This is a genomic window from Neisseria sp. S1, assembly GCF_048060015.1.
GTDB classification, from domain to species: Bacteria; Pseudomonadota; Gammaproteobacteria; order Burkholderiales; family Neisseriaceae; genus Neisseria; species Neisseria arctica.
On record NZ_JBLUPI010000007.1, the window covers coordinates 142,927 to 155,399 of the forward strand.

Consider the following 12,473-nt stretch of genomic DNA (forward strand, 5'->3'; position numbering starts at 1 on the left):
TCTAATGAATAAAACTATTTTATTTGGAATGCCATCTTTTGCAGGGATGTATAAGCTAATTGAAAAGAATCTACAGTATTATGGATTTAATGTAATTAATATTGTAGAAGATTTTGATAATTGGAAGCCATCTTTAAGTGAAAGAATTTATGGTAGATGGAGAAAAATCCGTTATCGTGATTATAGCTATAAGCACAGTTTAAAAGCTAAAAGATTGAAATATTTGGCAAGTGAGAGAATTCAAGGAGTAAGTTTAGACTATGCATTATTTATAAATGGCCATATATATAGCCAAGATTTTCTAAAATTTATTAGTAAAGAAAGTAAACATGGTATTGTTAATTACCAGTTTGACGGCTTACATCGATTTCCTGAGATTTATTCAGTAATTGATATATTTGATCGGTTTTATGTTTTTGATTCGAGTGATTTGGAATTTCCAGGATTAAATATTTATCCAGCAACTAACTTTTACTTTGATTATGATCTGCATGATAGTTATGAAATAAAGAGCGATTTTTATTTTATTGGGGCACATATGGATTGTAGAGTGAATGTAATCAATAATTTTTTAAGATACATAAAAGCAAATAAGTATTCAGCTGATATACAAGTGTGCGGAAAAGAGGTTGAAAAAAGAACTTGTTATCTTGATGGAATTAAATTAAATAATGGATTTATTTCTTTTGAAGAGAATTTAAAAAGAAGCCGGCAAAGCAGGGTCCTGGTTGATTTTGTAATAGATGAACATTCGGGCTTATCATTTCGAACATTTGAAGCATTGGGATATAGAAAAAAGCTTATTACTACGAATGTGAAGGTTTTAAATTATGATTTTTATCATCCTAATAATATTTTAGTTTGGGATGGTGAGGATTTTTCTAAGTTAAATGACTTTTTAGAGCTACCATACTATGAAATTGATATTGGTATTCGCCAGAAATATAGCTTTGGTAACTGGATTAAATATATTTTAAATATTCAACCACATCAAAAAATTTCACTTCCTCAATAGAGTTATATATTGGAGATAATATTGGCTGATTATCCTTTAGTTTCTGTAATTATTCCCTGTTTTAATGTTGAGCAATACTTGCCTGAAACATTAGAGAGTTTGTTTGCCCAAACTTATAAAAATTTTGAAGTTATTGCTATTGATGATGGTTCTACAGATGGTACTCTTAGATTGTTAGAGCACTATGCGGAAAATAATGCCAATTTAAAAGTTCTGAGTCAAGAAAATGCTTATTGTGCTGTAGCTAGGCAAAATGCTATTGCTTATGCTAAGGGAAAATATTTAGTTTGTTTAGATTCGGATGACAAATTAGATCCTAGTTATATTGAAAAATGCGTTGCTGTGGCTGAGTCTAATAATGATGTCGCGATTGTTTATAGTAATGCTGTTTTGTTTGATAATGAAAATAAGCCTTGGTATTTGCCGGAGTTTGATACAGTTGGATTTTTATTAAAAAATTGTATATATGTTACTGCATTGATTAGAAAGTCAGTATTTGATAAGGTCGGAGGGTTTGATACTTCACTTACAATGTATGAAGATTGGGATCTATTTATCTCTATAATAAAGAATAATGGTAAGGTATTTAAGATAAATGAATATTTATTTTTTTATAGGAAAAGAAAAAATAAAACATCTGTTTCTAATTCTATTTCCAAAGAAAATGAATCAAATAACTTATTAAAAATTTATAACAAGCACTATGAGTTTTATATTAAGAATGGAATTTACTTTCAAGAATTAATGTGGTCTGGGTTTGAAAAAAGGGAAAAATTAAAAAAGTATTATAATAGGTTTTATAGAAAAATATTTTATAAGTGGTTTAGGCCAAAAAAATATCGTCAAAATTCTTATATGAAATAATGATTTTAGGGTACGGTATCAATATCGATTCTGATTGCCAAAGAAAGGATGATTCATGAGTTCACAAAATTTAACTGGTAAAGTTGCGTTGGTTACAGGTGCTTCGCGCGGTATTGGCGCAGCGATTGCGGATACGTTGGCGGCAGCCGGTGCCAAAGTTGTCGGTACGGCTACTTCTGAAAGCGGTGCAGCCGCTATAGGCGAGCGCTTGGCGCAATGGGGTGGGGAGGGCAAGGTATTGGATGCTGCTACGGAAGGTAGTATCGAAGCTTTGATCTCTGAAATTGAAAAAGAAAACGGTAAATTAGATATTTTGGTGAATAATGCCGGAATTACCCGCGACAACCTCTTAATGCGTATGAAAGAGGAAGAGTGGGATTCTATTATGCAGGTAAATCTGAAATCGGTATTCCGTGCCAGTAAGGCCGTGTTACGCGGAATGATGAAACAGCGCAGTGGTCGTATTATCAATATTACTTCTGTTGTCGGCGTAATGGGAAATGCTGGTCAAGCTAATTACTCGGCTGCAAAGGCAGGCTTGATCGGTTTTTCAAAATCTATGGCACGTGAGGTAGGCAGTCGCGGTATCACTGTGAACTGTGTCGCTCCTGGTTTTATTGATACTGATATGACCCGTGCTTTACCTGAAGAGCAGCGTGCGATGTTTGAAGCGCAAACGGCTCTGGGCTGTTTCGGTGAAGCTCAGGATATTGCTGATGCGGTTTTGTTTTTGGCCAGCCCTCAGGCTAAATATATTACCGGGCAGACATTGCATGTTAATGGTGGCATGCTGATGCCGTGATATTTTGAGTTTTTTTAAGGCCGTCTGAAAATATATTTTCAGACGGCCTTTTATTTATATTCCCAAATAGGTTTATATTGGTTTGAATATGAAGATGATTGGTCTATTGTTGGTAGGTTATATCAATAGTGATCAATCTATCGGTTTTAAATTGAATGGTTGCTTAAAATGCAAAATATTTTACTCAAGTATAAAAAGTTCTTTACCGTGTTGTTTTAACCATGTTTTAGCGTTAATGGTATGCGGGGTATAGAGGTTGACGGCAGCCCAGAATTGCTTGCTGTGATTGGGATGAATCAGGTGGCAGAGCTCGTGTATACATACATAGTCAATTACAAAATCGGGTGCGCCTATTAGGCGGTAGTTTAGGCGGATGCCGCTTTGAGGACGGCATACTCCCCAAAAGGTTTTGGCGTTTGATAGTGCTATGGCTGCGGGAAATAGTTCTAATTGTTCTGCATGTGTTTGTAAGCGTGAAAGTAAGATATTTTCTGCTTGAGTTCTTAAAAAGCGGAGCAAGTGGGCTTTTTGTTGCTCCTGCTCTTTTTCAGGAAGAAAAATATGGTTTTCGGCAATCTCAATATAGGGCTTATTGTGGCTTCTCACATCATGTGATATGCCTCGATACCAGATTTTTTGAGGAATATTGTTTTCAGACGGCGTTTCCGCAAGATTGCGTTTAAGAATATTACGTAAGACTTTTTCGTTGGTTTGAAGCCAGTAGCGAAGTTGTTTTTCGTTGAGCTTAGGCGGGATGCTTAAGCTGATCTGGTTACCGTGCATAGGGCGCAAGATAATGTTTTTTTTCGCACGGCGGACTATATGCAAACAGATAGAAAGGCCGTCTGAAAGAGTATGAGATATTTGCATTTATAGCCAGCCGAGATAATAAAGCAAGCTTAGTAAAATAATTACGGTAGCAGTTCCTAAAATAATACGGCGCCAAAGTGCAGGAATAGCATTGTTTACCAAAGCCCGATTAAAATGCTGCCAGCCGAAAATTAGTGCCACCGCTGCAAAAGCAACGGCGGCTAATGAGTCATTATCCATTTCAGACGGCCTTTGGGGGTTTGGCGCACGGGCCAACACCGCTGATTTGTGATTGCTGCTCTTCGATCCAATGTTCGCATCGCTTCATCATTTCTTCGGGTGTGCCACTATTGTGTGCGATGGGTCGGCCGATAATAACGGTTATTTCGCCCGGGTATTTCATAAAAGAATTTCGCGGCCAAAATTCACCGCTATTGAGTGCAACGGGTACCAAATCCATTTCAAACATTTTAGCCATACGGGCTCCGCCATAACGATATTTCCCACGTTCACCCGGCGGCATACGGGTACCTTCGGGAAAAATAGCAATCCACAAGCCTTCATTGCGGCGGGCAATACCTTGCTCCATCAATTGTCGACTGGCTTCCGCACTGTTGCTGCGGTCGATACCAATGGCTTTGGTTAGCTTCAAGCCCCAGCCAAAAAAAGGAAGTTTGAACAGTTCGCGTTTGGCTACATATACATGCAACGGAAATATTTCTTGAAGGGCTAAGGTTTCCCATCCCGATTGATGCTTACTGCAGATAATAGCAGGACCTGTCGGGATATTTTCACGGCCGATAACGCGGTATTTAAGGCCGATAATATTTTTTAGCATCCATAATAAGGTAAGAGCCCATAATCTTCCCATTTTCCCTGCCCCATTTGGAAACAGTAAAGCAGGAGGAAAGAGAAATAAGAACATCGGCGGGGTAATCAGACACAATAACAGCCAATAAAGTAAATTTCGGAGTAACAGCATGATGATTCCGGTTAAATCGTCTAAATCAGGCGGATTGTAGCATGTTTGGAGAAGAATATTTTCAGACGGCATGCTTTGCTTCGGGAAAGAGCCGCCTGAAAAATTGGGTTTAGGAGAAAGATATCAGTCCGCGGCCCCCGATGATTGTTGCTCGCGGATATACTGGGAAAAGGCCATCAGATCGTCAAAAATTTGGGTATTTTCAGGTAATAGGTCTGCTTGGGTAGCAAGTGTTTTTTTACCTTTTCCTGTCAATACTAAAGCGGGTTTGCCGCCTACCGCCGCAATTGCCTGTAAATCGCGTAGGCTGTCGCCTACCAGCCAAGTTTCTTTGGCCTCGGCATTGAATCGGTCGATAATATCTTCAATCATACCGGGTTTGGGTTTGCGACAGTTACATGCGGAGTCGGCCGTATGCGGGCAAAACCAAATACCATCGATGTGTCCGCCGGCCTGCTGTACTAAACGGTGCATTTTTTGGTGCATTTCGGTTAGGTCTTGCATAGTGAAATAGTGGCGGCCTATGCCGGATTGGTTGGTAGCAACTGCTAGGGTATAGTCTGCTTGTGTTAGAAGGGCTATGGCATCCATGCTGCCTTCTATCGGCATCCACTCATCAACATTTTTTACAAAGTCGTCACGGTCGTGGTTAATAATACCGTCACGGTCAAGAATAATTAGTTTCATTTTTTATATTCCAAACAAACTAAGCAGGTTCCAGCATCTTGCAGAGTTGATTTATATGGTATGAGAGGGTGGGGTTATAGTTTAATGCCTGTAAAGGGTTATTAATCTTATGTTTGCCGTTTTGTTTTAATATAACAGCTTGGGTAATATATTCAGCTAAAGTTTGAGGGTTATTACGAGAAAAGAAAAAGCCAGCTTGGTTATTCAATACTTCACAACATCCCATATTGTCTGCCAATACGACACGTGTACCGCTTAATACCGATTCTACGCCAATTAATCCGAATGGTTCGTATTGTGACGCCATAATGGTGTAATCGGCAGCTTGGTAGAGTTCGGGCATGTTTTTACAAAAGCCCAGCTCTATCACATTTTTCATAGGACGTGGTAATGGAGAGCCGGCAACGGCAAGCTTAACAGGTAAGTTTGTTTGTTCAAAAAAATCGGCTAGAAAATCTAAACCTTTACGTTTATGCCCAGTAGAGGGAAACAAGAATACCGTATCTTTTTCATTAAAGCCGTATTGTTTTCTGAGTCTAGAAATTTGCTCCTTGTTGGCAGGTTGAAAGCGTTCGGTATCTGCTGGTGGATGAACTACATGGATTTTTTCAGGGGATATACCGTACAAAGAGGTAAGCTCATGTTGCATTAAGTGTGAGTGTGCCATAATAGACTTTGCAGTTTTATAATTGGTATGGTTACGATGGATAATGAGCTTATCAAGAATCCCTCCTTGCTTTTGCATGCCTTTTAGGTAGCCCAAGTGCGTACCGCCACAGATAAATACATCTGCATAGTCAGTAGGGTTACAAGCAACTAAATATTCATTCGATTGGCGGTATTTTTGTAGCTGTGGGCTGAAAAAGAACGGCCTAAGTTTTTTGGGAATACGTTTTTGATTAATCTCTACAGCTTTAATGTGTTGGTATAGAGGCAGTTGGGTATCGAAGGTAGTAGCATAAATTTTGACCGGATGTTGGATTGCCGTTAAATATTTAACAAGGTCAAAAGTATAGCTTTCCATACCGCCGCCGCTACGAAAACGGTTGATGCTGATAGTGATGTTTTTATCCATAAGATTTAATCTAATATTGGGGCTTTGTGAAGCGGTAAACCATTCAAATCTTTAGCTGAAAGTTGCGGTTCGCCTTTTAGTGGCCAGTCTATGCCGATATCCGGATCGTTCCAAAGCAGGCAGTGTTCTGCTTCGGGATTATAGTAGTCGGTACATTTGTAGACAAATTCGGCACCTTCGCCCAAAACATAAAAGCCGTGGGCAAAGCCTTCGGGAACCCAAAGTTGGCGGCGGTTTTCGGCTGATAGTTCTGCACCGACCCATTTGCCAAGAGTGGGGGAGTTGCGGCGCAGGTCGACAGCGACATCAAATACTGCTCCGGCTACCACGCGTACCAGTTTGCCTTGGGTGTTGCGGGTTTGGTAGTGGAGACCACGCAGTACGTTAGCAGATGATTTCGAATGGTTTTCTTGTACGAAGGTACGGGGGGCGATATGGGTTCGGAACCATTCGTCACGAAAGGTTTCCATGAAAAAACCCCGATCATCGCCGAAGACTTTAGGCTCTAGGATTTTAACGTCTGCAATGGCGGTGTCGATAATGTTCATATATTTTCACCTTTGGTTTAATGGGTATGTTGCAGTAGTCGCAACAGATAGCGTCCGTATTCGTTTTTTGCCATAGGTGCAGCCAGGGTTTCGAGTTGGCCGTCTGAAAGCCAACCATTGCGCCATGCAATTTCTTCTAAGCAAGCAATCTGCATATTTTGCAGTTCTTCAACGGTTTGTACGAATGATGCGGCTTGATGTAGGCTTTCATGTGTGCCGGTATCTAGCCAGGCAAAGCCACGACCGAGTAGTTGTACTTTCAGCGAACCGTCTTCTAGGTACATTTGGTTAATACTGGTAATTTCCAGCTCACCCCGTTCGGACGGTCTAACCTGTTTGGCAAATTCCGTTACTCTGTTATCGTAGAAATACAGGCCGGTTACGGCCCAGTGTGATTTGGGTTGAATTGGTTTCTCTTCGATAGAAAGGGCGCAGTAGTCTTTGTCGAATTCAACAACACCAAAGCGTTGCGGGTCTTTTACTTGGTAGGCGAATACCGTTGCGCCATGGCTCTGTGCTGCTGCTTTTTGCAGGCTTTGGCTGAATGATTGCCCGTAGAAGATATTGTCACCCAATACTAAGCATACGCTGTCGTTACCGATGAATGACTCGCCTATGATAAAAGCTTGGGCCAGACCATCAGGACTGGGTTGGACGGCATATTCTATTCGTATGCCGAAATCACTGCCATCACCGAGCAGACGGCGGAAAGCCGCATTATCTTCAGGGGTGGTAATGACTAAAATTTCACGTATACCGGCTAGCATTAATACCGATAAAGGGTAATAAATCATCGGTTTGTTGTAAACTGGTAGTAGTTGTTTGGATACGCCGCGGGTAACCGGATAGAGTCGGGTACCTGAGCCGCCAGCCAAAATAATACCTTTCATATGTTTATTCCTTGTTATAGCTTGTGTGTATTACCGATCCCGTGTGGTTGGGTGTCCGAGCCGCTCCATTGCATATGAACCGTCTAATACACGTTGCCACCATTCGGTATTATTCAGATACCATTCTACGGTTTTTCGCAGGCCGCTTTCAAAGCTTTCTTGTGGTTTCCAACCTAATTCGCGTTCGATTTTTGAGGCATCTATGGCATAGCGGACATCATGCCCGGGACGGTCAGGAACGAACGTAATCAAATCTTCGTAATGGTTTACACCATCGGGCTTTTGAGGAGCTATTTCTTCAAGTATTTGACAGATGCTACGTACGACATGAATATTGCTTTGCTCGTTGTGCCCGCCGATATTGTAGGTTTCACCAACTGTGCCCCGGGTAAGGACAGTATAGAGCGCGCGGGCATGATCTTCTACAAATAACCAATCACGTATTTGCTGGCCGTCGCCATAAACAGGCAGCGGTTTGCCTGCCAATGCATTTAATATCATTAAAGGAATGAGTTTTTCTGGGAAATGATAAGGGCCGTAGTTGTTTGAGCAGTTGGTCACCAGTGTCGGTAGGCCGTAAGTGCGCTGCCATGCGCGTACAAGATGGTCGCTTGAGGCTTTGGAGGCAGAATAGGGGCTACTTGGTGAGTAGGGCGTGGTTTCGGTAAACAAGTCGTTCTTGCCGTGTAAGTCGCCATACACCTCATCGGTAGAAATATGATGGAAACGGAAATTATTTTGAGTTTCGGCTGGCAGTTGTTGCCAATAAGATCGAGCTGCTTCAAGAAGGGTATAGGTGCCGATAATATTGGTTTCCATAAAGGCTGCTGGGCTATCGATAGAACGGTCGACATGGCTCTCGGCAGCCAAATGCATCACGGCGTCAGGCCGGTATTCTGTAAAGATGCGGTCTAATTCTACGCGGTTGCAGATATCGGTTTGCTCGAAAGCGTAGCGAGGGTTGTCGGCTACGGAAGCGAGGGATTCCAAATTGCCGGCATAGGTAAGTTTGTCGACATTGATAACATGGTGTTCGGTATGGGTGATAATATGGCGGATAACTGCCGAACCGATAAATCCGGCACCGCCGGTAATCAGAATGTTCATTAGAAATTTCTTTTTTAATATTTATAGGTTTATAGATTAGCGCAAAGACTCTTGCCATTGTTCGAAGGCCGTCTGAAAAACTGCTGCCAGTAGCCGTTGATTTTCATTGCTGTTGTTTACGTGATAAAAACTGTCGAGTTCAGGGGTATTCATGGTAGTCACGTAATCTTCCATAAATTTACCATAGCCTTCGTCTTCATCATCATAATAAAAGGCGGTAAAGCGTTGTCCTAGCTCATTAAAATCTTCAGGAATAAGTGCCCCGTCCATATGGGTCAATACAAAATCAGCACCGCTCATCTCTCCGGCCAGCATGGCTTTAAAATCCGAGGCGCTTTCGGGGGAATTTTGCCAAGCAGGGTTTGCCAAGCCTTGCGAGGCGGCCCATGCCCAATACATACCGATATGGGTGGCTGCGGCTTCCGGCGGAAGGTTGGCAGGATAGTTTTCATCTGTATGGAATCGGATATTGTCGTACATGGCGGTAGGCTTTCTTTATAAGCGGTTTGACCGATTATAGCATTTTTGCGGAAACGACAGAGGCCGTCTGAAAATAGACGGCCTCTGGAAAATATACATTCCGGCTTTAACCTTAGTCGGTTAGCTGTGAAATATCGGCTACCGCATTGAGTTGCTCAGCTAAACTGTTCAGTAAGTTAAGGCGGTTTTGCTTAATGCTTGCATCATCTGCCATCACCATCACACCGTCGAAGAATGTATCTACTTGCGGCTTGATAGCAGCCAACTCGGATAAGGCGGTTTGGAAATCCTGTGCAGCCAGTGCTGATTCGATCTTAGGTGCCAGATTTTGAGCGGCTGTGAACAAGGCTTTTTCTTCTTCTTGCTGGAATAGGGCAGGATCAGGCAAGCCCAATTCGGCATCGGCCTTTTTCAGCAGGTTTTGTACACGTTTGTTAGCTGCGGCCAAGGCAGAGGCTTCCGGCAGTGTCTTAAATGCGCTTACAGCCTGCAGACGCGCTTCGATATCACTTAAGCGTGAGGGCTGTTTGACTAAAACGGCAGCAACGATATCTTGCGGATAATCATTCTGAAGCAATACGGCCAAACGTGCACGCATAAAGTCGGCTACTTCGGCTACGGTGTTAGATGCGAGTTTGCCGGCAGGAAAACTGTCGTAAGCGGCTTGAAGTAAATCATTGATGCCCAAATCATGCCGCATGAGCATCCGTAATACGCCCAAAGCGGCACGGCGCAAGGCATATGGATCTTTGTCTCCCGTCGGAATCAGGCCGATGCCCCAAATCCCTACCAAGGCTTCGAGTTTATCTGCTAGCGCAACGGCGGTGGCCGTATGGCTTTCGGGTAGTGAGTCACCTGCAAAGCGCGGTTGGTAGTGTGCTTCGATGGCAGAGGCTACTTCTTCGCTTTCTCCGTCTAGGCGGGCATAGTATTTGCCCATAGTACCTTGTAACTCGGGGAATTCACCTACCATTTCGGTAACCAAATCTGCTTTGGCCAAGCGGGCGGCACGCTCTGCTGTTTTGCTGTCGCTGCCCAATGCTTCGGCCGCATAGGCGGCAATTGTGGTAAGACGGGCTACACGTTCTGCCTGGCTGCCCAGTTTGTTGTGGTAAACCACATTTTCCAGTTTGGGTAAGCGGCTTTCAAGCGTGGCTTTTTGGTCTTGCTTGTAGAAAAATTCGGCATCAGCCAAACGGGCGCGTAATACACGTTCGTTTCCGTGGATGATATGCGCGGGGTTCTCGGCTTCTAAATTGGATACCAATAAGAAGCGATTCATTAGTTTTCCGTTACCGTTTAACAGCGGGAAGTATTTTTGGTTTTGCTGCATGGTGAGGATCAGGCATTCTTGAGGTACGGCGAGGAAATGTTCTTCAAATCCCGCTTCGAGTACGACAGGCCATTCAACTAATGCGGTAACTTCGTCTAATAGGGCCTCATCGGCAGCTACGGTCGCTCCCAAGCCGGCGGCTTGTTGGTTTAAGGCTGATTGGATAGCCGTTTTGCGTTCGGCAAATGAAGCAATGACTTTGCCCGTACTCCGCATTTTTTCAGCATATTCGTCAGCATCGGAAAATACTATTTCTCCTTGAGACAGAAAGCGGTGCCCTAAGGTATGGTTGCAGCTTTGCAAACCTAATACGGTTGCGGGTACGGTATCCTTGCCATGCATCACGACCAAGCCGTGAACAGGGCGCACGAAGGTATGGGTACTGCTGCCCCAACGCATAACTTTCGGAATCGGCAGTTTTTTTACTGCTTGCGCCAACATATCACTGATAAGTGCGCTCAATGGTTGGCCGGTTTGGGTAAATTCGTAAGCATATACATCTTGCTTTCCGTCATTGACGATCGAAAGCGAAGCGATATCGGTATTGCATGAGCGGGCAAAGCCTTCTAAAGCTTTAGTTGGGGTGCCGTCTTTCATACCGGCTGCTACTGAAGGGCCTTTGCGGGTAACTTGGCGGTCGGCTTGTACGGATTTGACGTTACGTATTTGAACAGCCAGACGACGGGGCGAGGCGTAGGCGGTGTAATCAGGATTGCTTTCGATAAGTTGTTCTTTTTCCAAAGATTCGACGATGGAGTCTGCCAAGCTGTTGCCCAAAAGATTGAGGGCTTTGGGCGGCAGCTCTTCGGTGAGCAGTTCGATTAACAGGGTTTGGTTAGTCATAATATTTTTAACTTTCGGTATGTTTTCAGACGGCATTCTTGAGAGAAACATCAGGCCGTCTGAAAATATCTTTTAATGTTTTTAATCGGCTTGTTTTTTAATCAGCGGAAAGCCTAATTTTTCACGGCTTTCGACAAATTTTTGCGCGACCATACGGCTGAGGGTGCGCACTCGGCCGATATAGGTGGCCCGTTCGGTAACAGAGATAGCACCGCGCGCATCCAGTAGGTTGAAGGTATGGCCTGCTTTCAATACTTGTTCGTAGGCGGGCAGGGCAAGGCTGGTGTCTTCTACTTCCAACAAACGTTTGGCTTCGGCTTCGAAATTATTGAAGTTTTGCAGCAGAAGTTCTACGTTGGCGTATTCGAAGTTGTAGGTAGACTGTTCAACTTCATTTTGGTGGTATACATCGCCGTAGGTAACGGTTTGGCCGTCGAGCGTTTTCGCCCATACCAGGTCGTAAACATTTTCAACGCCTTGCAGATACATGGCCAAGCGTTCGATACCGTAAGTGATTTCGCCCAGTACGGGAGAACAATCAATACCGCCTACTTGTTGGAAATAGGTAAACTGGGTAACTTCCATACCGTTTAACCATACTTCCCAGCCCAAGCCCCATGCGCCTAAAGTTGGGTTTTCCCAGTCGTCTTCTACGAAGCGGATATCGTGCTCCAGCGGTGAAATACCCAGTTCGCGCAATGAATTGAGGTAAAGCTCTTGGATGTTTTCCGGCGCCGGCTTTAATGCCACCTGAAATTGGTAATAATGTTGCAAACGGTTGGGGTTGTCGCCGTAGCGGCCGTCTTTAGGGCGGCGGCTAGGTTGTACATAAGCGGCAAACCAAGGTTCCGGGCCGAGGGCACGCAGGCAGGTGGCCGGATGGCTGGTACCTGCTCCGACTTCCATGTCGAAAGGTTGCAGGACGGTACAGCCGTGGTTAGCCCAGTAAGTTTGCAGCTTAAAGATGATTTCTTGAAAGGTCAGCATGATAAAGTGTTCGGAATAGTAGAGAGATAAAGCCGCTATTTTACTGTTTC

14 protein-coding genes are annotated in these 12,473 nt (G+C 43.6%); 3 read left to right on the forward strand and 11 right to left on the reverse strand.

Features of this window, described 5'->3' with window-relative positions; all coding sequences use genetic code 11:
* Positions 1 to 4: 4 nt before the first annotated feature.
* From ACEPPX_RS07130 to fabG, 3 genes are read left to right on the forward strand one after another with little or no spacing between them, the layout of a single operon-like run.
* Entirely contained in the window at positions 5 to 1,015 is a 1,011-nt protein-coding gene (locus tag ACEPPX_RS07130; protein WP_416623490.1) for a hypothetical protein, read from the forward strand.
* A gap of 21 nt (positions 1,016 to 1,036) precedes the next feature.
* Complete coding sequence (locus ACEPPX_RS07135; RefSeq protein ID WP_235284604.1) at positions 1,037 to 1,879, forward strand: glycosyltransferase family 2 protein; 843 nt, start codon at positions 1,037 to 1,039, stop codon at positions 1,877 to 1,879.
* A 55-nt stretch (positions 1,880 to 1,934) separates the two neighbouring features.
* Positions 1,935 to 2,681, forward strand: coding sequence for a 3-oxoacyl-ACP reductase FabG (fabG, locus tag ACEPPX_RS07140; protein WP_047761097.1), 747 nt, complete (start codon positions 1,935 to 1,937; stop codon positions 2,679 to 2,681).
* A 180-nt stretch (positions 2,682 to 2,861) separates the two neighbouring features.
* Here the strand turns inward: fabG and ACEPPX_RS07145 are convergent, their stop codons facing one another.
* From ACEPPX_RS07145 to glyQ, 11 genes are all read right to left on the reverse strand, one after another.
* On the reverse strand, positions 2,862 to 3,551 hold the full coding sequence (locus ACEPPX_RS07145) for a M48 family metallopeptidase (protein ID WP_416623491.1): 690 nt from the start codon (positions 3,549 to 3,551) through the stop codon (positions 2,862 to 2,864).
* The gene (locus ACEPPX_RS07150) at positions 3,552 to 3,731 is read right to left on the reverse strand and encodes a hypothetical protein (protein WP_416623492.1); all 180 of its coding nucleotides are present in this window, start codon (positions 3,729 to 3,731) and stop codon (positions 3,552 to 3,554) included. It lies immediately after the preceding gene.
* Position 3,732: 1 nt separating this feature from the next.
* A complete protein-coding gene (locus ACEPPX_RS07155) occupies positions 3,733 to 4,473 on the reverse strand; it encodes a lysophospholipid acyltransferase family protein (protein ID WP_416623493.1) in 741 nt (246 codons plus the stop codon).
* A gap of 123 nt (positions 4,474 to 4,596) precedes the next feature.
* Positions 4,597 to 5,160 carry a D-glycero-beta-D-manno-heptose 1,7-bisphosphate 7-phosphatase gene (gene gmhB, locus ACEPPX_RS07160; protein WP_416623494.1) on the reverse strand — a complete coding sequence of 188 codons (564 nt, stop codon included), beginning with the start codon at positions 5,158 to 5,160 and terminating at the stop codon, positions 4,597 to 4,599.
* Positions 5,161 to 5,179: 19 nt separating this feature from the next.
* Positions 5,180 to 6,235 carry a glycosyltransferase family 4 protein gene (locus tag ACEPPX_RS07165; protein ID WP_047761101.1) on the reverse strand — a complete coding sequence of 352 codons (1,056 nt, stop codon included), beginning with the start codon at positions 6,233 to 6,235 and terminating at the stop codon, positions 5,180 to 5,182.
* A 5-nt stretch (positions 6,236 to 6,240) separates the two neighbouring features.
* Complete coding sequence (rfbC, locus tag ACEPPX_RS07170) at positions 6,241 to 6,783, reverse strand: dTDP-4-dehydrorhamnose 3,5-epimerase (protein ID WP_416623495.1); 543 nt, start codon at positions 6,781 to 6,783, stop codon at positions 6,241 to 6,243.
* Positions 6,784 to 6,800: 17 nt separating this feature from the next.
* Positions 6,801 to 7,673, reverse strand: a complete 873-nt coding sequence (gene rfbA, locus ACEPPX_RS07175; protein ID WP_047761103.1) for a glucose-1-phosphate thymidylyltransferase RfbA — start codon at positions 7,671 to 7,673, stop codon at positions 6,801 to 6,803.
* Positions 7,674 to 7,703: 30 nt separating this feature from the next.
* Positions 7,704 to 8,780, reverse strand: a complete 1,077-nt coding sequence (gene rfbB / locus ACEPPX_RS07180) for a dTDP-glucose 4,6-dehydratase (RefSeq protein ID WP_416623496.1) — start codon at positions 8,778 to 8,780, stop codon at positions 7,704 to 7,706.
* 36 nt (positions 8,781 to 8,816) lie between these two features.
* Positions 8,817 to 9,260 (reverse strand): cell surface protein, encoded by a 444-nt coding sequence (locus ACEPPX_RS07185; RefSeq protein ID WP_416623497.1) that lies wholly within the window; start codon positions 9,258 to 9,260, stop codon positions 8,817 to 8,819.
* Between the two features lie 112 nt (positions 9,261 to 9,372).
* A complete protein-coding gene (gene glyS / locus ACEPPX_RS07190; protein WP_416623498.1) occupies positions 9,373 to 11,436 on the reverse strand; it encodes a glycine--tRNA ligase subunit beta in 2,064 nt (687 codons plus the stop codon).
* An 81-nt stretch (positions 11,437 to 11,517) separates the two neighbouring features.
* A complete protein-coding gene (gene glyQ, locus ACEPPX_RS07195; RefSeq protein ID WP_047761106.1) occupies positions 11,518 to 12,423 on the reverse strand; it encodes a glycine--tRNA ligase subunit alpha in 906 nt (301 codons plus the stop codon).
* Positions 12,424 to 12,473: the final 50 nt, after the last annotated feature.

Coding starts and splice junctions, on each gene's coding strand:
- ACEPPX_RS07130 (WP_416623490.1), top strand. CDS start 5: ATGAATAAAACTATTTTATTTGGAATGCCATCTTTTGCAGGGATGTAT.
- fabG (WP_047761097.1), top strand. CDS start 1,935: ATGAGTTCACAAAATTTAACTGGTAAAGTTGCGTTGGTTACAGGTGCT.
- ACEPPX_RS07145 (WP_416623491.1), bottom strand. CDS start 3,551: ATGCAAATATCTCATACTCTTTCAGACGGCCTTTCTATCTGTTTGCAT.
- ACEPPX_RS07150 (WP_416623492.1), bottom strand. CDS start 3,731: ATGGATAATGACTCATTAGCCGCCGTTGCTTTTGCAGCGGTGGCACTA.
- ACEPPX_RS07155 (WP_416623493.1), bottom strand. CDS start 4,473: ATGCTGTTACTCCGAAATTTACTTTATTGGCTGTTATTGTGTCTGATT.
- gmhB (WP_416623494.1), bottom strand. CDS start 5,160: ATGAAACTAATTATTCTTGACCGTGACGGTATTATTAACCACGACCGT.
- ACEPPX_RS07165 (WP_047761101.1), bottom strand. CDS start 6,235: ATGGATAAAAACATCACTATCAGCATCAACCGTTTTCGTAGCGGCGGC.
- rfbC (WP_416623495.1), bottom strand. CDS start 6,783: ATGAACATTATCGACACCGCCATTGCAGACGTTAAAATCCTAGAGCCT.
- rfbA (WP_047761103.1), bottom strand. CDS start 7,673: ATGAAAGGTATTATTTTGGCTGGCGGCTCAGGTACCCGACTCTATCCG.
- rfbB (WP_416623496.1), bottom strand. CDS start 8,780: ATGAACATTCTGATTACCGGCGGTGCCGGATTTATCGGTTCGGCAGTT.
- ACEPPX_RS07185 (WP_416623497.1), bottom strand. CDS start 9,260: ATGTACGACAATATCCGATTCCATACAGATGAAAACTATCCTGCCAAC.
- glyS (WP_416623498.1), bottom strand. CDS start 11,436: ATGACTAACCAAACCCTGTTAATCGAACTGCTCACCGAAGAGCTGCCG.
- glyQ (WP_047761106.1), bottom strand. CDS start 12,423: ATGCTGACCTTTCAAGAAATCATCTTTAAGCTGCAAACTTACTGGGCT.